This is a genomic window from Pseudomonas putida (assembly GCF_001941965.1).
GTDB classification, from domain to species: domain Bacteria; phylum Pseudomonadota; class Gammaproteobacteria; order Pseudomonadales; family Pseudomonadaceae; genus Aquipseudomonas; species Aquipseudomonas putida_L.
On record NZ_MKZO01000009.1, the window covers coordinates 78,458 to 99,007 of the forward strand.

24 protein-coding genes are annotated in these 20,550 nt (G+C 66.9%); 23 read left to right on the forward strand and 1 reads right to left on the reverse strand.

Annotation, left to right across the window (positions count from 1 at the left end):
* The first annotated feature begins 199 nt into the window (after positions 1-199).
* Positions 200-634: a thioredoxin TrxC gene (trxC, locus tag PSEMO_RS05420; protein ID WP_075802114.1), complete on the forward strand. Its 435-nt coding sequence runs from the start codon at positions 200-202 to the stop codon at positions 632-634.
* Here the strand turns inward: trxC and PSEMO_RS05425 are convergent.
* Positions 631-1,404 (reverse strand): ParA family protein, encoded by a 774-nt coding sequence (locus PSEMO_RS05425; RefSeq protein WP_075802115.1) that lies wholly within the window; start codon positions 1,402-1,404, stop codon positions 631-633. The genes trxC and PSEMO_RS05425 overlap by 4 nt on opposite strands.
* A gap of 312 nt (positions 1,405-1,716) precedes the next feature.
* Here PSEMO_RS05425 and PSEMO_RS05430 point away from each other — a divergent pair, with 312 nt between their 5' ends.
* Genes PSEMO_RS05430 through PSEMO_RS05535 form a run of 22 tightly spaced genes read left to right on the forward strand, consistent with a single transcriptional unit; the run spans position 1,717 to position 20,547 of the window.
* Complete coding sequence (locus tag PSEMO_RS05430; RefSeq protein WP_075802116.1) at positions 1,717-2,430, forward strand: beta-ketoacyl synthase chain length factor; 714 nt, start codon at positions 1,717-1,719, stop codon at positions 2,428-2,430.
* A complete protein-coding gene (locus tag PSEMO_RS05435) occupies positions 2,406-3,221 on the forward strand; it encodes a lysophospholipid acyltransferase family protein (RefSeq protein ID WP_075802117.1) in 816 nt (271 codons plus the stop codon). Before PSEMO_RS05430 ends, PSEMO_RS05435 begins: the two co-directional genes overlap by 25 nt.
* Positions 3,196-3,462 (forward strand): phosphopantetheine-binding protein, encoded by a 267-nt coding sequence (locus PSEMO_RS05440; RefSeq protein WP_075802118.1) that lies wholly within the window; start codon positions 3,196-3,198, stop codon positions 3,460-3,462. The genes PSEMO_RS05435 and PSEMO_RS05440 overlap by 26 nt, the downstream gene beginning before the upstream one ends.
* A gap of 10 nt (positions 3,463-3,472) precedes the next feature.
* Positions 3,473-3,727: an acyl carrier protein gene (locus PSEMO_RS05445; RefSeq protein WP_075802119.1), complete on the forward strand. Its 255-nt coding sequence runs from the start codon at positions 3,473-3,475 to the stop codon at positions 3,725-3,727.
* The gene (locus PSEMO_RS05450; RefSeq protein WP_075802120.1) at positions 3,724-4,269 is read left to right on the forward strand and encodes a COG4648 family protein; all 546 of its coding nucleotides are present in this window, start codon (positions 3,724-3,726) and stop codon (positions 4,267-4,269) included. Before PSEMO_RS05445 ends, PSEMO_RS05450 begins: the two co-directional genes overlap by 4 nt.
* Positions 4,266-5,936, forward strand: a complete 1,671-nt coding sequence (locus PSEMO_RS05455; RefSeq protein ID WP_075802121.1) for an acyl-CoA synthetase family protein — start codon at positions 4,266-4,268, stop codon at positions 5,934-5,936. Before PSEMO_RS05450 ends, PSEMO_RS05455 begins: the two co-directional genes overlap by 4 nt.
* Positions 5,933-6,667 carry a glycosyltransferase family 2 protein gene (locus PSEMO_RS05460; protein ID WP_075802122.1) on the forward strand — a complete coding sequence of 245 codons (735 nt, stop codon included), beginning with the start codon at positions 5,933-5,935 and terminating at the stop codon, positions 6,665-6,667. Before PSEMO_RS05455 ends, PSEMO_RS05460 begins: the two co-directional genes overlap by 4 nt.
* The gene (locus PSEMO_RS05465; RefSeq protein WP_075802123.1) at positions 6,664-7,602 is read left to right on the forward strand and encodes an LpxL/LpxP family acyltransferase; all 939 of its coding nucleotides are present in this window, start codon (positions 6,664-6,666) and stop codon (positions 7,600-7,602) included. Before PSEMO_RS05460 ends, PSEMO_RS05465 begins: the two co-directional genes overlap by 4 nt.
* Positions 7,583-9,127 carry an HAL/PAL/TAL family ammonia-lyase gene (locus tag PSEMO_RS05470; RefSeq protein ID WP_075802124.1) on the forward strand — a complete coding sequence of 515 codons (1,545 nt, stop codon included), beginning with the start codon at positions 7,583-7,585 and terminating at the stop codon, positions 9,125-9,127. The genes PSEMO_RS05465 and PSEMO_RS05470 overlap by 20 nt, the downstream gene beginning before the upstream one ends.
* Positions 9,120-9,545 carry an acyl-CoA thioesterase gene (locus PSEMO_RS05475; protein WP_075802125.1) on the forward strand — a complete coding sequence of 142 codons (426 nt, stop codon included), beginning with the start codon at positions 9,120-9,122 and terminating at the stop codon, positions 9,543-9,545. The genes PSEMO_RS05470 and PSEMO_RS05475 overlap by 8 nt, the downstream gene beginning before the upstream one ends.
* On the forward strand, positions 9,542-10,132 hold the full coding sequence (locus PSEMO_RS05480; protein ID WP_075802126.1) for an outer membrane lipoprotein carrier protein LolA: 591 nt from the start codon (positions 9,542-9,544) through the stop codon (positions 10,130-10,132). Before PSEMO_RS05475 ends, PSEMO_RS05480 begins: the two co-directional genes overlap by 4 nt.
* Positions 10,122-12,440, forward strand: a complete 2,319-nt coding sequence (locus tag PSEMO_RS05485; protein ID WP_075802127.1) for an MMPL family transporter — start codon at positions 10,122-10,124, stop codon at positions 12,438-12,440. Before PSEMO_RS05480 ends, PSEMO_RS05485 begins: the two co-directional genes overlap by 11 nt.
* Entirely contained in the window at positions 12,437-13,591 is a 1,155-nt protein-coding gene (locus PSEMO_RS05490; RefSeq protein WP_075802128.1) for a sodium:proton antiporter, read from the forward strand. The genes PSEMO_RS05485 and PSEMO_RS05490 overlap by 4 nt, the downstream gene beginning before the upstream one ends.
* The gene (locus tag PSEMO_RS05495) at positions 13,584-14,831 is read left to right on the forward strand and encodes an NAD(P)/FAD-dependent oxidoreductase (protein ID WP_075802129.1); all 1,248 of its coding nucleotides are present in this window, start codon (positions 13,584-13,586) and stop codon (positions 14,829-14,831) included. Before PSEMO_RS05490 ends, PSEMO_RS05495 begins: the two co-directional genes overlap by 8 nt.
* Entirely contained in the window at positions 14,828-15,559 is a 732-nt protein-coding gene (locus PSEMO_RS05500) for a class I SAM-dependent methyltransferase (RefSeq protein ID WP_075802130.1), read from the forward strand. The genes PSEMO_RS05495 and PSEMO_RS05500 overlap by 4 nt, the downstream gene beginning before the upstream one ends.
* The gene (locus PSEMO_RS05505) at positions 15,556-16,041 is read left to right on the forward strand and encodes a hypothetical protein (RefSeq protein WP_075802131.1); all 486 of its coding nucleotides are present in this window, start codon (positions 15,556-15,558) and stop codon (positions 16,039-16,041) included. Before PSEMO_RS05500 ends, PSEMO_RS05505 begins: the two co-directional genes overlap by 4 nt.
* Positions 16,038-17,210, forward strand: coding sequence for a beta-ketoacyl-[acyl-carrier-protein] synthase family protein (locus PSEMO_RS05510; RefSeq protein WP_075802132.1), 1,173 nt, complete (start codon positions 16,038-16,040; stop codon positions 17,208-17,210). Before PSEMO_RS05505 ends, PSEMO_RS05510 begins: the two co-directional genes overlap by 4 nt.
* Complete coding sequence (locus PSEMO_RS05515) at positions 17,207-17,677, forward strand: hotdog family protein (RefSeq protein WP_075802133.1); 471 nt, start codon at positions 17,207-17,209, stop codon at positions 17,675-17,677. The genes PSEMO_RS05510 and PSEMO_RS05515 overlap by 4 nt, the downstream gene beginning before the upstream one ends.
* Positions 17,670-18,398 carry a 3-oxoacyl-ACP reductase FabG gene (gene fabG, locus PSEMO_RS05520; protein WP_075802134.1) on the forward strand — a complete coding sequence of 243 codons (729 nt, stop codon included), beginning with the start codon at positions 17,670-17,672 and terminating at the stop codon, positions 18,396-18,398. Before PSEMO_RS05515 ends, fabG begins: the two co-directional genes overlap by 8 nt.
* On the forward strand, positions 18,398-19,624 hold the full coding sequence (locus PSEMO_RS05525; RefSeq protein ID WP_075802135.1) for a beta-ketoacyl-ACP synthase: 1,227 nt from the start codon (positions 18,398-18,400) through the stop codon (positions 19,622-19,624). Before fabG ends, PSEMO_RS05525 begins: the two co-directional genes overlap by 1 nt.
* A gap of 20 nt (positions 19,625-19,644) precedes the next feature.
* Complete coding sequence (locus PSEMO_RS05530) at positions 19,645-20,085, forward strand: hypothetical protein (protein WP_075802136.1); 441 nt, start codon at positions 19,645-19,647, stop codon at positions 20,083-20,085.
* A gap of 15 nt (positions 20,086-20,100) precedes the next feature.
* Positions 20,101-20,547, forward strand: a complete 447-nt coding sequence (locus PSEMO_RS05535) for an excinuclease (protein ID WP_075802137.1) — start codon at positions 20,101-20,103, stop codon at positions 20,545-20,547.
* Positions 20,548-20,550: the final 3 nt, after the last annotated feature.

Sequence of the window (20,550 nt, forward strand, 5' to 3'; positions counted from 1 at the left end):
TTTTCCTGACCTGACTGATGCAGTGCCGTTCCGGGCCCAATCGCTGGCAAGCCAGCTCCCACAGGGTCAGCACAATCTTCAAGGGCTGCGCAGTACCTGTGGGAGCTGGCGTTGCCGGCGATGAGGCCCGCAAGACCATTGAAAACTCCAGGTCCCACCGCCACATACCCAGCAACACCCGCCCCCGGACCCAATCCCCATGACCGACCCACTCCTGATCCCCTGCCCCCACTGCAACGGCCTCAACCGCCTCCCCGCCGAGCGCCTCGGCGACACGCCGAAATGCGGCCGCTGCAAGCAACCCGTCCTGCTGGACCAACCCTTCGAGCTGAAGCAAGCCAACTACGCCAGCCAGATCAAGGGCGACCTGCCCCTGCTGATCGACGTGTGGGCCGACTGGTGCGGGCCGTGCAAGTCCTTCGCGCCGACCTTCGAGCAGGCCGCACGGCAACTGGCCGGGCGCTGCCGGCTGGCGAAACTGGACAGTGAAGCCAACCGCGAACTGGCTGGCCAATTGAATATCCGCTCGATTCCCAGCCTGATCCTGTTCAGGAACGGCCGGGAAGTCTCACGCCAGAGCGGCGCATTCCCACTCCAGCAGTTACTGGAGTGGCTGCGCACCCAAGGGATCTAGGCGTTCTCTTCGAGCAACGAGTGCAAATCGACGAACTGCTGGGTCAGCTTGTGCTTCGGTTCCAGGTGAATCAGCGGCAGGCACGCCTGGTGTGATTCACGCATCTTCACCGAGCTGTTGAGGTATACCGGCAACACCGGCAAGCCCTCGGCCACCAGCTCGTCGAGCATCTGCTGCGGCAGGCTGGCCCGGGGCTGGAACTGGTTGACCACGATGCCTTCGACCTGCAGGTCCTCGTTGTGGTCTTCCTTGAGGTCTTCGATTTCCGTCAGCAGGCCATACAGCGCCTGGCGCGAGAAGCTGTCGCAGTCGAAGGGGATCAACACGCGATCCGCCGCGATCAACGCCGATACCGCATAGAAGTTCAGCGCAGGCGGCGTATCCAGGTAGATCCGCTCGTAGTCCTCGCTCAATTCATCGAGCAACTTCCGCAGTTTGTTGATCTTGTGCTTGGCCTCCAGCTTCGGCTGCAGGTCGGCCAGCTCCGCCGTGGCGGTGACCACATGCAGGTTGTCGAACGGGGTTTCGTAGATATCCACCTTGTTCTTCTTGGCAAACGGGCCCGACGACAGGCTCTGCTTGAAGAAGTCGGCAATCCCCATGGGGATGTCCTCGCCGGTCAGGCCGGTGAGGTAATGGGTGGAGTTGCCTTGGGCATCCAGGTCGATCAGCAGGGTCCGATAGCCTTCACTGGCACTCACCGCCGCGAGATTGCAGGCGATGCTGGACTTGCCGACACCCCCTTTCTGATTGAACACCACGCGCCGCATGGAAAGACCTCCGTGTTTCAAAGAATGACCGAGTATGTGTTCAGCCCGCCGGATTGACCAGCACTGAAAGGCTCAAGATCCGGCCAAGGCGACCGACAACAGGTGCAGGCCGTTTGTCGGGAAATCCCGGCCCGGCGAAATGCGCGGGGCCATTCGAGGTCAGTTACTGGCGCTCGGTTCCGTAATCAATGGCAATACTTTGTTTACGACGCCCCCCCTGCACCGGGATAATGCCCGTTACTCGGCGATTTCGCCCGCAGGCCGTAGCTCCGAGTCCCCTCGGAATGGAAGTCCCTCAGGGCGAGATACATCTTGATCACATTCAATATCCGTCAGTGGCGCGCTTGGGCGCCCGGCCTCCAGTCGGCTGCGCAATGGCGCGCGTGGAGTCTCGGCGAGCGCTCGATCGATGCAGGCGAAGACTCGCCGGATGTCTCGTTCCTGCCCGCCATGCAACGCCGCCGCCTCAGCCGCCTGGCGCGCATGGCCTTTGCCGTGGGCTGGCCGCTGGCCGAAGGTCTTGAGCACCTGCCGCTGGTGTTCGTCTCGCGGCATGGCGAAACCCCGCGCACCTTCGAAATTCTCAGCGACCTCGCCGCTGCCCAGCCCCTGTCCCCGACCCAGTTCAGCCTGTCCGTGCATAACGCGGTGATCGGCCTGTGGTCGATCCTGCGTGGCGAAACGGCGGAAATGACGGCGATCGCCGGCGAAGGCGACGGCTTCGAGCAGGCCGTGGTGGAAGCCGCCGGCCTGCTCCACGACGGTGCCCCGGCGGTGCTGCTCATCGTTGCCGAGGAGCGCCCGCCCGCCGCCTACAGCCCGTGGATCACCGACGTCCCCTGCGACTACGCCCTCGGCCTGCTGCTGACCCCCGGCGATCAATGGAGCCTGTCCCTGGATGGCGACAGGCAAGCGCCCGCCGGCGAACCCCACGCCCTAAGCTGGCTGCGCAGCCTGCTCGACGAACGGTCGACCTGTACCCACACCCTGAAGGACCGCACATGGAACTGGCAACGCAAGGCCTGAGCCGCTCGCGCCGCGACGCCTGGCCCTGGCGTCTGCTGGCCACCGCCCTGAGCTTCCTGCTGTTCGGGCTCGGTGGCCTGCTCCTGCGCCTGCTGTTCTTCCCCCTGCTGGCCTGCCTGCCGGGCGACAGCCTGCGCCACCGGCAAAGGGCGCGGCACACCATCAGCTGGCTGTTCTGGCGCTTCATCCGCTTCATGGCCGCCTGCGGCGTGCTCACCTATGAAGTGGAAGGCGCCGAGCGCCTGGGCCGCCCGGGGCAGATGATCATCGCCAACCACCCGTCGCTGATCGACGTGGTGTTCCTGATCGGCCTGGTGCGCCAGAGCAACTGCGTGGTCAAGCAAAGCCTGTTCGCCAACCCCTTCACCCGCGGTCCGGTGAGCTCGGCGCAATACATCAGCAACGACGGCAGCATGGACATGCTCGACACCGCCGTGGACAGCCTGCGAAGCGGCCAGACCCTGGTGATCTTCCCCGAAGGCACCCGCACCGCCCCGGGCAAGGCGCCCTCTTTCCACCGCGGCGCGGCGGCCATCGCCCTGCGCGGCGCACGGGTGATCACCCCGGTGACCATCACGGTCAACCCGACCACCCTGACCAAATGCGAACCCTGGTACCGCATCCCCGACCGCCGCGTGCACTTCACCTTGCGGGTCGGCAACGACATCGACCCCCAGGCGTTCGCCAGCCAGGGCCCTGCCCCGCAGGCCTCGCGCAAACTCAACGATCACTTGCACCAGTACTTCATCAAGGAGCTCGCAGCAGATGAGCAATCCCCAACTCAACCATGACATCAAGGACCTGATCATCGAGGCCCTGGGCCTGGAAGACATCAGCGCGGACGATATCGGCGACGAGCAGACCCTGTTCGGCGAAGGCCTGGGCCTCGACTCGGTGGACGCCCTCGAACTCGGCCTGGCGATCCAGAAACGCTACGGCATCAAGATCGACGCCGACGCCAAGGACACCCGCTCGCACTTCTCCAACGTGGCGAGCCTCGCCGCCTTCGTCACTGCCAAACAGGCCGCCTGAGACACGTACCATGCAAACCCGTGAAGACATCTTCAACACCCTGCGCGATGCCCTGGTCGAGCTGTTCGAACTGGACGCCGAGCGCGTCACCCTCGACGCCAACCTCTATGAAGACCTGGAAATCGACAGCATCGACGCCGTCGACCTGATCGACCACATCAAGCGCCAGACCGGCAAGAAAATCGCCGCCGATGAATTCAAGGCCGTGCGCACCGTCAATGATGTGGTCGAAGCGGTCTTCCGCCTGGTCAACACCGCGGCATGAAACGCCTGATCGGGCTCGGGCTGGTGGTAGCCGGCCTGGGTTACCCGTTCGCGGTGCACTTCGGCATGGCCCACTTCGCCCCCTGGCAGTTCGGCTTGCTGCTGGGCGGCCTGTGGCTGGCCCGTGCCCTGACCCAGCCGCACAACCCCGGCGGACGCTGGATGGCCCTGGTGGCCATCGCCTTCTGCGCACTGCTGGCCCTGGTCGACGACCCGGCCCTGCTGCGCTGGTACCCGGTGTTGATCAGCGCCTTCATGCTGGCCCTGTTCGGCACCAGCCTGACCTTCGGCATGCCGGTGGCCGAGCGCCTGGCGCGGCTGAGCGATCCGGATCTGCCAGAGAAAGCCGTGCGCTATACGCGGCGGGTGACCCAGGTGTGGTGCGGCTTCTTCCTGGTCAACGGTCTGATCGCCGCCGCCCTGACCCTGTGGGCGCCACTGGCCTGGTGGACCCTTTACAACGGCCTGATCGCCTACGGCGTGATGGGCCTGCTGTTCGCCATCGAATGGCTGGTTAGACAACGCGTACGAGGACGCTCATGAAATGGATCAACCTTGAGCAGATGCTGTGGCCGACCGAAGGCGCACGCCGGGTCAGCCACGCCCCGGCGCTGGATCATCGGCACCTCGGCGAGCAGGCCCTTCAACTGGCCGCCGGCTTGCAGGCGCGGGGCGTGCAGCGCCTGGCGATCTATCTCGAAGACGCCGCCGAACTGGCCGTGGCGCTGCTCGGCGCCTGGCGTGCCGGCGTCGAGGTATTGCTGCCCGCCGACCTGCAAGCCCAGACCCGCCAGCGCTGGGACGCCGAGGTCGACCTGTGGCTGAGCGAACAGGACCAGCGCCCCGCCGAGCTGTTTGCCGCAGCCCTGGCCCCGGCTGACCTGGACCTCGACGCCTGCCGTCTGAGCCTGTGCACCTCCGGCTCTACCGGCGCGCCCAAGCGCATCGACAAGTGCCTGCGCCAGTTGGCCAATGAAGTGAACAACCTCGAAGCGCTGTGGGGTGAAGAACTGGGCGAAGCCTGCATCATCGGCAGCGTCGCCACCCAGCATATCTACGGCCTGCTGTTCCGCGTGCTCTGGCCGCTGTGCGCCGGGCGCAGCTTCGTCCGCCGCCAGTTGCCGTTCCCCGAGGACCTGCAGCGCGCCAGCCGCGAGCACCCGGCCTTCGCCTGGGTCGCCAGCCCGGCGCTGCTCAAGCGCATGGGCGACAACCTCGACTGGCCGGCCCTGAGCCAGGTCAGCCGGGTGTTTTCCTCCGGCGGCGAACTGCCCGCCGAGGCTGCCCGCGAGTTGCACCAGCGCCTCGGCCAGTGGCCGACGGAGATCCTCGGCAGCTCGGAAACCGGCGGCATCGCCTGGCGCCAAGGGGAAAACCTGTGGCAGCCCTTCGCCGGGATCCGCCTGAGCCAGAACGACGACGGTGCCCTGTGCATCGAGTCGCCGTACCTGCCTGCCGGGCATCTCGAGGAAAGCGCCGACGCGGTGAGCTTCGATGCCAACGGGCACTTCCGCCTGCTCGGGCGCCTCGACCGCATCGTCAAGCTGGAAGAAAAACGCATCGCCCTTCCGATGCTGGAACAGGCCCTGTTGCAACATCCCTGGGTCGAAGACGCCCGCCTTGGCGTGATCCACGGCAACCGCGCCTCCATCGGCGCCCTGCTGCAACTGAGCGGCAAGGGCCTGCACGCCCTGCGCAACCAGGGCCGCCGTGCCGTGACCGAAGCCCTGCGCAGCCACCTTGCCGGACACTGCGAAGCCCTGGCCCTGCCCCGCCGCTGGCGCCTGCTGCGGCAACTGCCGTACACCGCGCAAGGCAAGCTGCCGCAATCGCTGGTGGATACCCTGCTGATGGCGCCACGCCCGCAAGGCCCGGACGTGCTCGGCGAGGAACAGGTGGACGGCGAGCTTAAGGTGAACATCGCCATTTCCGCCGACCTCGCCTACTTCAATGGCCACTTCCCCAAGACCCCGGTATTGCCCGGCGTGGTCCAGGTGGACTGGGCCATCGCCCTTGGCCAGCCGCTGCTCGACCAGCCACGGCGCTTCGCCGGCATGGAAGTGCTGAAGTTCCAGCAACTGGTGCGCCCCGGTGACCCGTTGCTGCTGACCCTGCGTTTCGACGTCGAGCGCGGCAAGCTGTACTTCGCCTACAGCTGCGACGGCGTGCCCTGCTCCAGCGGCCGCATCCTCCTGGAGGTCGCGCAATGAACAGGCCTTGCGCGGTGATCCCGGTGTACAACCACGAACTGGCGGTGCCTGCGGTGGTCGCCGACCTGCGCGCCGCCGGCCTGCCCTGCGTGCTGGTGGACGACGCCAGCAGCCCGGCCTGCGCGGCAGTGCTGCGCCAGTTGGCGGAGCAGCCGGATACCTATCTGGTGCAGCTCCCGGTCAACCAGGGCAAGGGCGGCGCGGTCATGGCCGGCCTGCGCGAAGCCGCGCGATTGGGCTTCAGTCACGCCCTGCAGGTGGACGCCGACGGCCAGCATGACCTGGCCGATGTCAGCCGCTTCCTCGAGCAGTCCCGCGCCCACCCCGAGGCGCTGATCTGCGGTTATCCACAGTACGACGCCAGCGTGCCCAAGGGCCGCCTCTATGCGCGCTACCTGACCCACGTGTGGGTGTGGATCAACAGCCTGTCGCTGAAGATTCCCGATTCCATGTGCGGCTTCCGCGTCTATCCGCTGCCGCCGGTGCTGGCCCTGATCAACAGCGTGGCCCTCGGCAAGCGCATGGACTTCGACCCCGAGGTGCTGGTGCGCCTGTCGTGGCGCAACCAGCCGATGCGCTGGCTGCCGACCAGGGTGCACTACCCGCAGGACGGCCTTTCGCATTTCCGCCTGTTCCACGACAACGCGCTGATCTCGAAGATGCACACCAAGCTGTTCTTCGGCATGTTGCTGCGTGCCCCGGCGATCCTCTGGCGGCGGCTGACGGCATGAGCGACCGGGAACAACACTGGGCCGCCCACGAGGAGCGCGGCAGCTTCCTGCTGATGAAGCTCACCGCCTTCGGCGTCAGGCTGCTCGGGCGCCGGCTGCTGAGCCCGGTGCTGTACGGCATCGTCCTGTACTTCTTCCTCTTCGGCCGCCGTGCCCGCGAGGCCGCGCGCGCCTACCAGCACAACCTCGCCGAGTGGAGCGGCCAGCCCGCGCTGCGCCCCACCACCGGCCGGGTGTTCGGCCAGTTCATGGCCTTCGCCGATGCCCTGCTGGACAAGCTCGACGTGTGGAACGGCCGGCTCGGCCTGGAGCAGATCGAGATCAACGACCCCGGCCAGTTGCATAGCCAACTGCGCGCCGAACGTGGGCAGATGCTGGTGGGCGCGCACCTGGGCAACCTCGAGGTGTGCCGGGCCCTGGCCGAGATGGGCCAGCAGGTGACCATGAACGTGCTGGTCCACACCCGCCACGCCGAGCGCTTCAACCGCCTGCTGGGCGAGGCCGGTGCAACGAATCTGCGCCTGATCCAGGTGAGCGAGCTGGACCCGGCGACCATGCTCCAGCTCAGCCAGCGCCTGGAACGCGGCGAGTGGCTGGCGATCGCCGGCGACCGCGTGCCGCTGCATGGCGGGCGCACCGTGACCGTGGATTTCCTCGGCCACCCGGCAAAGTTTCCGCAAGGCCCATGGCTGCTGGCCGGCCTGCTCAAGTGCCCGGTCAACCTGCTGTTCTGCCTGAAGCAACAGGGCCGCTACCACATCACCCTCGAACCCTTCGCCGCCGCCGTGGAATGGCGCCGCAGCCAGCGCGACCAGGTGATCGCCGAGCATGCCGCGCGCTATGCCGAACGCCTCGGCCATTACTGCCTGCAAGCCCCGCAGCAATGGTTCAACTTCTACCCTTTCTGGAAGACCGATGACGATGCAACCGCGTGAGTCCGTAACCTTCGGCGAGTCGCCGCTTTCGATCGAAGCCATCCACGCCCTGGCCCACGGCCAGGCTGAAAGCCGTCTGCAGGACGATGCCGGGTACCGCGCGCGCATCGCCCGCGGCGCGCAGTTCCTCGACACCCTGCTGGACAAGGAAGGGGTGATCTACGGGGTGACCACCGGCTACGGCGATTCCTGCGTGGTGGCGGTGCCGCTGGAGCATGTGGAAGCGCTGCCCAGGCACCTGTTCACCTTCCATGGTTGCGGCCTGGGCCGGGTCTTCGATGCGCCGTCCACCCGCGCCCTGCTGGCGGCGCGCTTGCAGTCGCTGTGCCACGGGGTGTCCGGGGTACGGGTCGAGTTGCTGGAGCGCCTGCACGCCTTCATCACCCACGACATCCTGCCGGTGGTCCCGGAAGAAGGTTCGGTGGGCGCCAGCGGTGACCTGACGCCGCTGTCCTACGTGGCCGCAACCCTGTCCGGCGAACGCGAAGTGGTCTATCGCGGCGAGCGCCGCCTGTCCGCCGACGTGCACCGCGAGCTGGGCTGGACGCCGCTGGTGCTGCGGCCGAAGGAAGCCCTGGCGCTGATGAACGGCACCGCGGTGATGACCGGCCTGGCCTGCCTGGCCTGGACCCGCGCCGACTACCTGCTCAAGCTCGCCACCCGCATCACCGCGCTCAACGTGGTCGCCCTGCAAGGCAACCCGGAGCACTTCGACGAGCGCCTGTTCGCCGCCAAGCCGCACCCGGGCCAGACCCAGGTCGCCGCGTGGCTGCGCCAGGACCTGGCGATCGACGCGCCGACCGCGCCCCTGCACCGCCTGCAGGACCGCTACTCGCTGCGTTGCGCGCCCCATGTGCTGGGCGTGCTGGCCGACAGCCTGGGCTGGCTGCGCGGCTTTATCGAGACCGAACTGAACAGCGCCAACGACAACCCGATCATCGACGGCGACGCCGAGCGCGTCCTGCATGGCGGGCACTTCTACGGCGGGCACATCGCCTTTGCCATGGACAGCCTGAAGAACCTGGTGGCCAACGTCGCCGACCTGCTCGACCGCCAGCTCGCCCTGCTGGTGGACGTGCGCTACAACCACGGCCTGCCGAGCAACCTGTCCGGCGCCCCGGCCGACCGCGCCATGATCAACCACGGCTTCAAGGCCGTGCAGATCGGCGCCAGCGCCTGGACCGCCGAAGCCCTGAAGAATACCCTGCCGGCCAGCGTGTTCTCGCGCTCCACCGAGTGCCACAACCAGGACAAGGTGAGCATGGGCACCATCGCCGCCCGCGACGCCCTGCGCGTGCTGGAACTGACCGAGCAGGTCGCCGCCGCCACCCTGCTGGCCGCCAACCAGGGCGTCTGGCTGCGCAGCCGCGAGGCCGATGCCCGCCCGCTGCCGCCGGCACTGGACGAGATGCACCGCGCCCTGCTCGACGACTTCGCCCCGGTGATCGAAGACCGCGCCCTGGAAAGCGACCTGCGCCACTGCCTGCACCGCATCGCCCAGCAACACTGGAGGCTCCATGCGTAGTCAGGGCGTTCTCCACGTCGATACCGAAGTGCTGGTGCCGTTCTTCGACGTCGACAGCATGCTGGTGGTCTGGCACGGGCACTACGTGAAGTACCTGGAAGTGGCGCGCTGCGCCCTGCTCGACCACCTCGGCCACAACTACGTGCAGATGCAGGACTCCGGCTACGCCTGGCCGGTGATCGACCTGCAACTGCGCTACATGCGCGGCGCCACCTTCGGCCAGCGCCTGATCGTGCGGGCCAGCCTGGTGGAGTGGGAGAACCGCCTGAAGATCAACTACCTGATCAGCGACGCGGTCACCGGCGAGCGCATGACCCGCGGCAGCTCGGTGCAGGTGGCGGTGCATATCGCCAGCCGCGAGATGCAGCTGGCCTCGCCACAGGTGATGCTCGACGCGGTACAGAAGGTGCTGGCATGAGCCGCTTGCTGCTGTCCCTCGGCCTGATGCTGTGCTGCGGCCTGGCCCATGCCTTCGGCCTCGAAGACCTGCGCAAGCAACTGAGCGAGCCGGAGGTGATCAAGGGCCCGTTCATCCAGGAAAAACACCTGCGCGCCCTGCCCCAGCCGCTGGTCAGCAACGGCCAGTTCGTTTTGGCCCGCGACCACGGCCTGCTGTGGCTGCTGCAAACCCCGCTGAAGCAGGACTACCGCCTCAATGCCACGGGCATCGCCCGCCGTGACGCCTCCGGCTGGCAGGTGATCCCCACACGCACCGCCGGCACCGAGCAGAACAAGCTGTTCTTCGCCGTGCTGCAAGGCGACAGCAGCGGCCTGGAGCGTGACTTCGAGCTGGCCCTGCAAGGCGACGCCAAGGACTGGGAACTGCGCCTGACCCCGCGTTCGCTGGTGCTCAAGCAGATCTTCACCGGCATCAATATCCATGGCGGCCAGTTCGTCGACCGCATCGAGCTGCTGGAGACCCAGGGCGACAGCACCGTGCTGCGCATGCCGTCGAGCGTGAGCACGAAAATGACCGACGCGGAGCGCCACGATCTTGTCGACTGAGCGCCTGCTGCCGCGTCTGTTCCTGCTGTTGCTGGTCGGGGTCATGGCCCTGGCCGGCTGGCAGTGGACGCGCGGCTCGGCGCTGTCGGCGGACCTGATGACCCTGGTCCCCGGCGCCACCGAGGACCCATTGGTCAAGCGCGCCGAGCAGCGCATGCAGGAACCGTTGAACCGGGAAATGCTGGTGCTGGTCGGGCATGCCGAGCGCGATAAGGCCATCGCCCTGGCCGGGCAGCTGGGCAAGGAATGGCAGGCCAGCGGGCTGTTCGAAAAGGTCCAGTGGAGCCTGCAAACCGACCTCCAGGCGGTGCGCGAACAATTGCTGCAAGGCCGCCTGGCGATGTTGGCGAAAGCCGACCGCGACAGCCTGATCGACCACCCCGACGCCTTTATCCAGCAGCGCCTGCAAAGCCTGTTCGATCCGTTCGCCGGCTTCAGCCTGGTGTCCAGCCAGGACGACTGGCTGGGCCTGACCGGGCGCATCCAGAACAGCCAGCCACGCCCGGCCGCCGTGGAGCTGGATACTGCCAGCGGCGCGCTGTTCGCCAAGGCCGACGATAAATACTGGGTGCTGCTGCGCGCCCGTACCGAGGGCAATGCCTTCGACATGAAGCTGCCGGTGCGGGTCGCCGACCTGTTGCAGCAGTCCCGCGACGAAGCCGCCCCGCAAGGCGCGCACCTGCTTGCCGCCAGCGGCCTGCTCTACGCCGCCGACGGCCAGCGCCAGGCGTCCCGGGAAATGACCTGGATCGGTGGCGGCGCGACCCTCGGCATCCTGCTCCTGCTGTTCCTCGCCTTCCGCAAGTTCCGCGTGCTGCTGGCCTTCGTCCCGGTGCTGGTGGGCATGCTGTTCGGCGCCACCGCCTGTATCGCCCTGTTCGGCCAGATGCATGTGATGACCCTGGTGCTGGGCTCCAGCCTGATCGGCGTGGCGGTGGACTACCCGCTGCACTTCCTCTCGAAAAGCTGGAGCCTGCGCCCGTGGAACACCTGGCAGGCGGTGCGCAAGACCCTGCCCGGCCTGAGCCTGAGCCTGGCCACCAGTTGCATCGGCTACCTGGCCCTGGGCTTCACGCCATTCCCGGCCCTGACCCAGATCGCCGCGTTCTCCGCCGCCGGGCTGATCGGTGCCTACCTGAGTTCGGTGTGCCTGCTGCCGGCGCTGCTGAAGAACATCGACCTGCAACCGGCGCACTGGCCGCTGCGCATCGCCGAAACCCTGGTCGAGCTGCGCCTGCGCTTGCTGCGCCGGGTGCCGACGCCGGTGCTGACCGTGCTGCTCCTGGCCTTCTGTGCCGGCGGTCTGTGGCACCTGGAAAACCGCAACGATATCCGCCAGTGGGTCGGCAGCTCGCCGGTGCTGCTGGATGAAGCGAAGGCGGTGGCGCGGATCACCGGTTACCAGCCCACCAGCCAGTTCTACCTGGTGCGTGCGGCTGATGAAGCCCAACTGCTGGAGCGTCTCGCCAGCCTCGGGCAGCGCCTCGATGCCCAGGTCGCCAACGGCCATCTCAAGGGCTATATGGCGCTGAACCAGTTGCTCGCCAGCAGTGCCGATCAGGCCCGCCTGCGCGCAGCGCTGGATGCCCTGCCGCAACACTGGCAGCCGCTGCTGACGACCGGCGTACCGGAAGAAACCCTGCAAGCCGAACTGACCCGCCTGCGCGCCCTGCCGACCCTCGATATCGATCAGGTCCTGGCCGGTCCTCTGGGCGAAGCCTGGCGCGCGCTATGGCTGGGCAAGGACGGCGACGGCGTGGCCGCCGTGGTCAGCCTGCAGGGCGCGAGCGATCCCGCTGTGCTGCGTCAACAAAGTGAAGGACTGGACGGTGTACAACTGGTGGACCGCCTCGGTGAGCTGAACCGGCTGTTCGCCGCGACCCAGGTCAGCGCGGCGGAATTGAAGCTGCTGTCCTGCGTGCTGATCGTGGTCCTGCTGGTACTCCCCTTCGGTTTCGGCGCCGCCGCGCGCATCGTCGCCCTGCCCCTGCTGGCAGCGCTGTGCAGCCTGGCGAGCCTGGGCTGGCTGGGGCAACCGCTGACCCTGTTCAGCCTGTTCGGCCTGCTGCTGGTGACGGCGATCAGCGTCGACTACGCGATCCTGATGCACGAGCAGATCGGCGGCGCGGCGGTGAGCCTGCTCGGCACCTTGCTGGCGGCGACCACCACCTGGCTGTCGTTCGGCCTGCTGGCCGCTTCGAGCACCCCGGCCGTCAGCAACTTCGGCCTCGCCGTCAGCCTCGGCCTGGCCTTCAGCTTTGCCCTGGCCCCCTGGGCCGCACCCCGCCACACGGAGAAGTCGGCATGAGTGTCGTGCTGTTCTGGGGCCTGGCCCTGTCGTTGTTCCTGATTGCCGGCGAGATCGGCCGGCGCCTGGGCCTGATCAGCATCGTCAGCCACCTGCTGCTGGCGACCCTCGGCCTGCCGCTGCTGATGCTGTTCTGGGTCGAGCCGCACTGGCAACTCAGCGGCGCCGCGCTGATCGCGCCGTCCTGGCTGAAGACCCTGTACGGCCTGAGCTTCGCCCTGTTGCTGGGGCATATCCTCTCCGATGTGGTGGACCTCAAGCTCGACCGCCAGAGCCTGAAGATCGCCCTGCCCAGCTTCCTCGTGCCCTTCGCCTGCGGGCTGGGCTGCGGTTTCCTGTTGCTGCCGGACCAGCCATGGCTGACGGCCCTGGCGCTGGGCCTGGTGTTCGCCATCACCGCCGTGCCGGTGCTCTACCTGTACCTGCGCAATATCAACTACCCGCCCGCCGCGACCCGCCGGCTGATGCAGGTGGCGATCGGCATCGACCTGCTGTGCTGGCTGCTGTTCGGCCTGGGCAAGGGCAGCCTCGAGCCGATGAGCCTGGCCTGGCCGCTGCTGGCCGCCTGCGCGCCGCTGCCGATGTACCTGCTGGGCCTGCGCCGGCCGTGGATATTCGGCCTGACCTTCCTCGCCTTGCTGTTCGTCGCCGAGCACTACAAGCTCAATGCGCTGATCTTCGGCATCGGCTACATGGCCTGCCTGGCCTGGCTCAAGCTGCCATTGCGCCTGCCGCTCTCGGCCGCCTGGATAAAGCGCCTGCAACACGGCGTGGCGATCCCGCTGATCATCACCTTCGGCATCGTCCAGATCGATTTCGGCCATCTGCTGCAGAACCTCGATGGGCTGCAACTGGGCGCGCTGATCGTGCTGCCGATCCTTAGCAAAATGGCTGGCAACTGGCTGGGCCTGCGCTGGGCCACGCTGTCCTTCCCCGGCGCCAGCCGCTGGCGGGAAAACCTGCTGCTGAACATTCGCGGCCTGAGCGAAATCGTCTTCCTCAACCTGCTGCTGCAACAGCACCTGATCAGCCCGGCGCTGTACTTCGCCCTGATGCTGATGAGCCTGATTGCCACCCTGATGCCCGCCATCGCCGGGCTGCACCGTCTTCCAGTTCTCAACGTTTCAACGGCAAGGAGGCCCCATGCCTGATACCGAAGTGCAACACCGCCAGGTCCTGATCATCGGTGCCGGCCCGTCCGGCGCCATCGCCGCCGCCCTGCTCAAGCGCAAGGGCCACGATGTGCTGATCATCGAGCGCCAGTTGTTCCCGCGCTTCTCCATCGGCGAGAGCCTGCTGTCGCACTGCATCGACTTCGTCGAGGAAGCCGGCATGCTGCCCGCCCTCGAAGCGGCGGGCTTCCAGTACAAGAACGGCGCGGCCTTCGCCTGGGGCGAGGAATACAGCGCCTTCGACTTCGGCAAGACCTTCAGCAACGGTCGCCCAAGCACCTTCCAGGTCCAGCGTGCGCGCTTCGACAAGCTGCTGGCCGATGAGGCCGCCGCCCAGGGCGTGGAAATCCGCTATGAAGAAGAAATCTTCGCCGCCGACTTCGAGCGCGAGCGCCCGCAGCTGAGCGTGCGGCGCAAGGACGGCAGCGAGTACCAGGTAGAAGCCCGGTTCGTCCTCGATGCCAGCGGCTACGGTCGCGTGCTGCCGCGCCTGCTGGACCTGGAAGCGCCCTCGAGCTTCCCGGTGCGCCAGGCGGTGTTCACCCATATCGAGGACCGTATCGACCACCCGGACTTCGACCGCAACAAGATCCTTATCACCACCCACCCCGAGCACCGGGATATCTGGTTCTGGACCATCCCGTTCAGCGATGGCCGTTGCTCCCTGGGCGTGGTCGCCGCCGCCGAACACTATTCCGACGCTCCACAGGACCTGGATGCCTGCCTGAAAAGCTTCGTCGCGCAGACCCCGAGCCTGTCCAAGGTGCTGGCCAATGCGCTCTGGGATACCCCGGCGCGGACCATCGGCGGCTACTCGGCCAACGTTAAAACCTTGCACGGCCCGGGCTTCGCCCTGCTGGGCAACGCAGCGGAATTCCTCGACCCGGTGTTCTCCTCGGGCGTGACCATCGCCATGCGTTCGTCGAGCATGGCCGCCGCCGTGCTGGACCGCCAGCTCAAGGGTGAAAGCGTGGACTGGGAAAGCGAGTTCGCCACCCCGCTCAAGCGCGGCGTCGACACCTTCCGCGCCTATGTCGAGGGCTGGTACAACGGCAGCTTCCAGGACGTGATCTATCACCCCGACGCCTCCGACGAGATCCGCGCCATGATCAGTTCGATCCTCGCCGGCTACGCCTGGGACGAGCGCAATCCTTTCGTCAGCGAGCCCAAGCGGCGCCTGCGCATGCTCACCGAGATCTGCGCGAGGGCAGAGGCATGAGTGAACAGCGCTTCTTCAGCGACACCTATGTCGAGGAGACGAAGTTCGGCTTCTGGTTCCTGCGCAGCCATACCTGGCAGCACCACGTCCTGCGGGTAGCGATCAACGACCTGCGCCGCCTGTTCGACGGCGAGCCGCCGCAGGCGCCGGTGGTGCTGGATGTCGGTTGCGGCCAGGGGCGTTCGTTCAAGCACCTGCAGCAGGTGTTCAAGCCGGGCAGGCTGCTCGGCACCGACGCCGACCCGCACAGCCTCGAGCTGAGCGGCGCCGAGGCGGTGAACCTGGGCCTGAAGGTGGAACTCAAGGGCAGCGACTGCGCCAACCTGCAATTCCCCGACGCCAGCATCGATATGCTGTTCTGTCACCAGACCTTCCACCACCTGGTGGAACAGGAACAGGCCCTGGCCGAGTTCTGGCGGGTACTCAAGCCCGGCGGCTACCTGCTGTTCGCCGAGTCCACCGAAGCCTATATCGACACCTGGGTGATCCGCTGGCTGTTCCGCCATCCGATGCATGTGCAGAAGAGTGCGGAAGGCTATCTGCAAATGCTCCGCGAGCAGGGCTTCGAATTCGGCGAACAGAACGTCTCCTACCCGTACCTGTGGTGGAGCCGCTCCAGCGACTTCGGCCTGCTCGAACGCTTCGGCCTGCGCAAGCCGCCACCGCCGGGCCAGCGTGAGGAAACCCTGGTCAACGTGGTGGCGCGCAAGCCCCTGGACGCCGCATGAAACGCCTGTTGTTGCTGGTCACCTGCCTGATCCTCGCTGCCTGCGCGGCGCGTCCGCCGCTGCCGGAGCAACTGCCGCCGCTGAAGCTGCCGATGACCCTGCATGTGCAGCGCGAACAGGCCGAGCAGCGCCAGGACTGGCTGCTGGTGATCCAGCGCGAGGACCAGCGCCTGCGTTGGTCGATGATGGACCTGCTGGGCATTCCCCAGGCCCGCCAGTTGCTGGATAACGGCGAATGGCAGGCCGACGGCCTGCTGCCGCCCAACCCGGCGGCCCGTGAACTGTTCGCCGCCCTGCTCTTCGCCCTGACCCCTGCCGAGCGCCTGGCGGCGCTTTATCCGGCGGCGCGGCAGCAGGATAATCAGCGCTGGCTGGGCGAACGCTGGCATGTCAGCTACCGACAGCCCGACGACTTCACCTTGAATCTGCAGCAAGGCCTGCGTTATCTAGTCACCCCCCTGCCCGGCGAGAACGCTCCATGACCGCTTATCTCAACGCCCTGGGCCTGGTCTGCGCCCTTGGACGCGATCAGGCCGAAGTCGCCCGCCGCCTGTTTGCCGGCGACTGCTCCGGCATGGTCGAGGCCGACGGCTGGGTGCCGGACAAGCGCGTGGTAGTCGGTGCCGTGGCCGGCGAGTTGGGCCCGCTTCCGGGCGAGAGCCGCAACAACCAGTTGCTGCATGAGGCCGCGCTGCAGATCGAGACGCCGCTGCGTGCTGCCATCGAGCGCTTTGGCCCGCAGCGGGTCGGCGTGGTCCTCGGCACCAGCACCTCGGGCATCGAGGAAGCCAGCCAGGGCATCGCCGAATACCTGCGCGAGGGCCGGTTCCCGCCGGCGTACGACTACGCCCAGCAGGAACTCAGCGCCCCGGCGGTCTACCTGGCCGACTGGCTGCAGCTCAGTGGCCCGGCCTATGTGATTTCCACCGCCTGCACCTCCGGCGCCCGTGCACTGTTGAGCGCCCGGCGCCTGCTCGACCTGGGCCTGTGCGACGCGGTGATCTGCGGCGGCGTGGACAGCCTGTGCAAGCTGACCCTCAACGGTTTCACCGCCCTCGAAGCCATGAGCGGCGAGCGCTGCAATCCGTTCTCGGTCAACCGCAGCGGGATCAATATCGGCGAGGGCGCGGCAGTGTTCCTGATGACCCGCGAGGCCAATCCCGAGGGCCGCAGCATTGCCCTGCTCGGCGCCGGCGCCAGCTCCGACGCCCACCATATTTCCGCCCCGGAGCCCGGTGGCAAGGGCGCCCTGGCGGCCATGCAGAAGGCCCTGGACAGCGCCGGCCTGCAGCCCGCGCAGATCGATTACCTGAACCTCCATGGCACCGCCACCCGGCACAACGACGCCATGGAGAGCCTGGCGGTCAACGCCCTGTTCGGCGCCGGCCTGGCCTGTTCGTCGAGCAAGGCCATGACCGGCCACACGCTAGGTGCCGCCGGAGCCCTGGAAGCAGCGTTCTGCTGGCTGAGCCTGGCCCACGGCCAACTGCCCCCGCACCTGTGGGACGGCCAGCAGGACCCCGAACTCGCCCCCTTGAACCTGATCGGCCCCGGCCAGCGCCTGGGCGCCGACGGCCCGCACCATCTGATGAGCAATTCGTTCGCCTTCGGTGGCAACAACATCAGCCTGATTCTCGGAGACACCCCATGATTGCCTGGCCACTGGCCGAACTCCTGCCCCACGCGGGCGACATGATCCTGATCGACGGGATCGAGTCGTTCGACGAGGAGCAGATCCACGCCCACCTGACCGTGCGCCCCGGCGGCCTGTTCAACCGCGAGGACGGCAGCCTGCCGGCCTGGGTCGGGATCGAGCTGATGGCCCAGACCGTGGCCGCCTATGCCGGCTGCCGTGCGCGCCAGCAGGGCAAGCCGGTGGAGCTGGGTTTCCTGCTCGGCACCCGCAAGTTCGAATGCGATGTCGAGCATTTCCCCGCAGGCGCGCAACTGCGCATCCATGCCCTGCGCTCGCTGGAAGACGAGAACGGCATGGGCGTGTTCGAGTGCCACCTGCACGGTCCGGGGCTGTACGCCACGGCCCGCCTGAATGTTTTCCGTCCGCCGCAGGCCGCCCAGTACCTGGCCGAAGCGGGCGACGAGGAGTGCCGACATGAGTGAGACCATCCTGGTCACCGGTTCCAGCCGTGGCATCGGCCGGGCCATCGCCCTGCGCCTGGCCCGCGCCGGTTTCAACCTGGTGCTGCATTGCCGCAGCGGCCGCGCCGAAGCCGATGCGGTCGCCGAGGAAGTACGTGGCCTGGGCCGGCAGGTTCGGGTCCTGCAGTTCGACGTGGCCGACCGCGCCGCCTGCGCGGCGATCCTGACTGACGACGTGGAAACCCACGGCGCCTACTACGGCGTGGTGTGCAACGCCGGCCTGACCCGCGACGGCGCCTTCCCGGCCCTGACCGAGGACGACTGGGACCAGGTGCTGCGCACCAACCTCGACGGTTTCTACAACGTCCTGCACCCGGTGATGATGCCGATGATCCGCCGCCGCGCGCCGGGGCGCATCGTTTGCATCACCTCGGTCTCGGGGCTGATCGGCAATCGCGGCCAAGTCAACTACAGCGCCTCCAAGGCCGGGGTGATCGGCGCCGCCAAGGCCCTGGCCATCGAGTTGGGCAAACGCAAGATCACGGTCAACTGCGTCGCCCCCGGGCTGATCGACACCGCCATGCTCGACGAGCATGTGCCAGTGGACGACCTGCTGAAAATGATCCCGGCCCAGCGCATGGGCACCCCGGAAGAAGTCGCCGGCGCGGTGAACTTCCTGATGTCCGCCGAGGCCTCCTACATCACCCGCCAGGTCCTGGCCGTCAACGGAGGCCTGTGCTGATGAAGCGTGTGGTCGTCACCGGCATGGCCGGTATCACGTCACTGGGCAGCGACTGGGCAACCATCTCCGCCAACTTCGCCGCCAACCGCAGCGGGATCCGCTACATGGACGAGTGGAACCGCTTCGAGGAGCTGAACACCCGCCTGGCCGGCCCCGTGGATGATTTCGCCGTGCCGTCGAGCTGGACCCGCAAGCAGTTGCGCAGCATGGGCCGGGTGTCGCGGCTGGCCGTGGCCGCGTCGCAGAACGCCTTGCTCGATGCCGGGCTGCTCGACGACCCGTCGATCCGCGACGGGCGCATGGGCGTGGCCTGCGGCTCGTCCACCGGCAGCACCGACGAGATCAAGGCCTTCGGCAACATGCTGCTGAACTCGGTGGCTGAAGGGCTCAACGCCAACTCCTACGTGCGCATGATGCCGCACACCACGGCCGCCAATATCAGCATCTTCTTCGGCCTGACCGGACGCCTGATCCCCACCTCCAGCGCCTGCACCAGCGGCAGCCAGGGCATCGGCTACGCCTACGAGGCGATCAAGTTCGGCCGCCTGCCGATGATGCTCGCCGGTGGCGCCGAGGAACTGTGCCCGACCGAGGCCATGGTGTTCGACGCGCTGTACGCCACCAGCCTGAAGAACGACACCCCGCAGCAGACCCCGAGCCCGTATGACAGCGGCCGCGACGGCCTGGTGATCGGCGAGGGCGCCGGCATGCTGGTGCTCGAAGAGCTGGAACACGCCCTGGCCCGCGGCGCCCGTATCCATGCCGAGATCGTCGGTTTCGGCAGCAACGCCGACGGCCAGCACACCACCCGTCCCGAGCAGGCGACCATGCGCCGGGCGATGGAGCTGGCCCTGGAAGACGCCAGCCTGGCGCCGGAGGCCATCGGCTACGTCAACGGCCACGGCACCGCCACCGAGCAGGGCGACATCGCCGAGACCCTGGCCACCAGCGCCCTGTTCGGCGCGCGGATGCCAATCAGCTCACAGAAAAGCTTCCTCGGTCATACCCTGGGCGCTTGCGGCGCGCTGGAGGCGTGGTTCAGCATTGAAATGATGAACAGCGACCGCTACGTGCACACCCTCAACCTGGACAACATCGACCCGCGCTGTGGCGAACTGGACTACCTGTGCGGCGAGTTCCGCAGCATCAGCAACCAATACGTCATGAGCAACAACTTCGCTTTCGGCGGGGTCAACACGTCGTTGATTTTCCGCCGCTGGGCCTGAAACCGACTGGAGAGAAAGGAATGTCTTCAATGATTCGCGCGGCCCTGCTGGGCCTGGTACTGGCTTTCGTCGCTGGCTGCACGTCCAAACCGGTGATGGTGCCCAAGGAACTGCTGGTGGTCGGCCATTCCTATACGGACGAGGAAATCCAGCGGGCCATCGTCAAGGCCTCGGCCGAGCGCGGCTGGACCGTACGCAGTACCAGCCCGGGCCTGGTCCAGGCCGACATCACCGTGCGCAACACCTTCTTCGCTGCCGTGGATATCCGCTACAGCCTGAGCAACTTCCGCATCGAGTACCGCGACAGCCGCAACCTCGGCTACAACGACGGCAAGATCCACCGCAACTACAACCGCTGGGTCTACAACCTCGACAAAAGCATCATGCGCGAACTGCAACGCATCGAGTCCGATCGCATGGTGCAGCGCGCCCTCAACGAACAACGCTCGACCACTTATTAATCAAGGAAAGACACCATGCGCTTGAAAACCTGGACCGCCACCACCGCCCTGCTGCTGTGCGCCTTGCCGGGCATCAGCCAAGCCCGGGATACCGCACTGTTCCTGCCGTTCGAGAAGGTGGTTCAACAGATGACCGCCGAGAAGAAGCTCGATGGTTCGGTGAAGTTCTATCTGGCCGGTGTACAACCACGCGGCAAGGTCAGCGTCATCAGCCCGAATGCCACCACCAACAAGAAAACCAACGCCTTCAACAAGAGCGATGAAGCCGCTTGCGAATGGGCCCTGCAGTCGGCCCTGCTGACCATGCAAGACGCGGCCAGGAAGGTGGGAGCCAACGCCGTCACCAATATCGCCAGCTACTACAAGAAGAACGAGCGCAAGGACGCCAGCACCTACGAGTGCCACGCCGGCGCCGTTATTGCCGGTGTTGCGCTGAAAGGCGATCTGTCGAAGGTCGACTGATCC

Coding starts and splice junctions, on each gene's coding strand:
- PSEMO_RS05460 (WP_075802122.1), top strand. CDS start 5,933: ATGAACAGGCCTTGCGCGGTGATCCCGGTGTACAACCACGAACTGGCG.
- PSEMO_RS05535 (WP_075802137.1), top strand. CDS start 20,101: ATGCGCTTGAAAACCTGGACCGCCACCACCGCCCTGCTGCTGTGCGCC.
- PSEMO_RS05525 (WP_075802135.1), top strand. CDS start 18,398: ATGAAGCGTGTGGTCGTCACCGGCATGGCCGGTATCACGTCACTGGGC.
- fabG (WP_075802134.1), top strand. CDS start 17,670: ATGAGTGAGACCATCCTGGTCACCGGTTCCAGCCGTGGCATCGGCCGG.
- PSEMO_RS05475 (WP_075802125.1), top strand. CDS start 9,120: ATGCGTAGTCAGGGCGTTCTCCACGTCGATACCGAAGTGCTGGTGCCG.
- PSEMO_RS05510 (WP_075802132.1), top strand. CDS start 16,038: ATGACCGCTTATCTCAACGCCCTGGGCCTGGTCTGCGCCCTTGGACGC.
- PSEMO_RS05490 (WP_075802128.1), top strand. CDS start 12,437: ATGAGTGTCGTGCTGTTCTGGGGCCTGGCCCTGTCGTTGTTCCTGATT.
- PSEMO_RS05470 (WP_075802124.1), top strand. CDS start 7,583: ATGACGATGCAACCGCGTGAGTCCGTAACCTTCGGCGAGTCGCCGCTT.
- PSEMO_RS05505 (WP_075802131.1), top strand. CDS start 15,556: ATGAAACGCCTGTTGTTGCTGGTCACCTGCCTGATCCTCGCTGCCTGC.
- PSEMO_RS05445 (WP_075802119.1), top strand. CDS start 3,473: ATGCAAACCCGTGAAGACATCTTCAACACCCTGCGCGATGCCCTGGTC.
- PSEMO_RS05530 (WP_075802136.1), top strand. CDS start 19,645: ATGTCTTCAATGATTCGCGCGGCCCTGCTGGGCCTGGTACTGGCTTTC.
- PSEMO_RS05440 (WP_075802118.1), top strand. CDS start 3,196: ATGAGCAATCCCCAACTCAACCATGACATCAAGGACCTGATCATCGAG.
- PSEMO_RS05450 (WP_075802120.1), top strand. CDS start 3,724: ATGAAACGCCTGATCGGGCTCGGGCTGGTGGTAGCCGGCCTGGGTTAC.
- trxC (WP_075802114.1), top strand. CDS start 200: ATGACCGACCCACTCCTGATCCCCTGCCCCCACTGCAACGGCCTCAAC.
- PSEMO_RS05465 (WP_075802123.1), top strand. CDS start 6,664: ATGAGCGACCGGGAACAACACTGGGCCGCCCACGAGGAGCGCGGCAGC.
- PSEMO_RS05495 (WP_075802129.1), top strand. CDS start 13,584: ATGCCTGATACCGAAGTGCAACACCGCCAGGTCCTGATCATCGGTGCC.
- PSEMO_RS05425 (WP_075802115.1), bottom strand. CDS start 1,404: ATGCGGCGCGTGGTGTTCAATCAGAAAGGGGGTGTCGGCAAGTCCAGC.
- PSEMO_RS05455 (WP_075802121.1), top strand. CDS start 4,266: ATGAAATGGATCAACCTTGAGCAGATGCTGTGGCCGACCGAAGGCGCA.
- PSEMO_RS05500 (WP_075802130.1), top strand. CDS start 14,828: ATGAGTGAACAGCGCTTCTTCAGCGACACCTATGTCGAGGAGACGAAG.
- PSEMO_RS05480 (WP_075802126.1), top strand. CDS start 9,542: ATGAGCCGCTTGCTGCTGTCCCTCGGCCTGATGCTGTGCTGCGGCCTG.
- PSEMO_RS05515 (WP_075802133.1), top strand. CDS start 17,207: ATGATTGCCTGGCCACTGGCCGAACTCCTGCCCCACGCGGGCGACATG.
- PSEMO_RS05435 (WP_075802117.1), top strand. CDS start 2,406: ATGGAACTGGCAACGCAAGGCCTGAGCCGCTCGCGCCGCGACGCCTGG.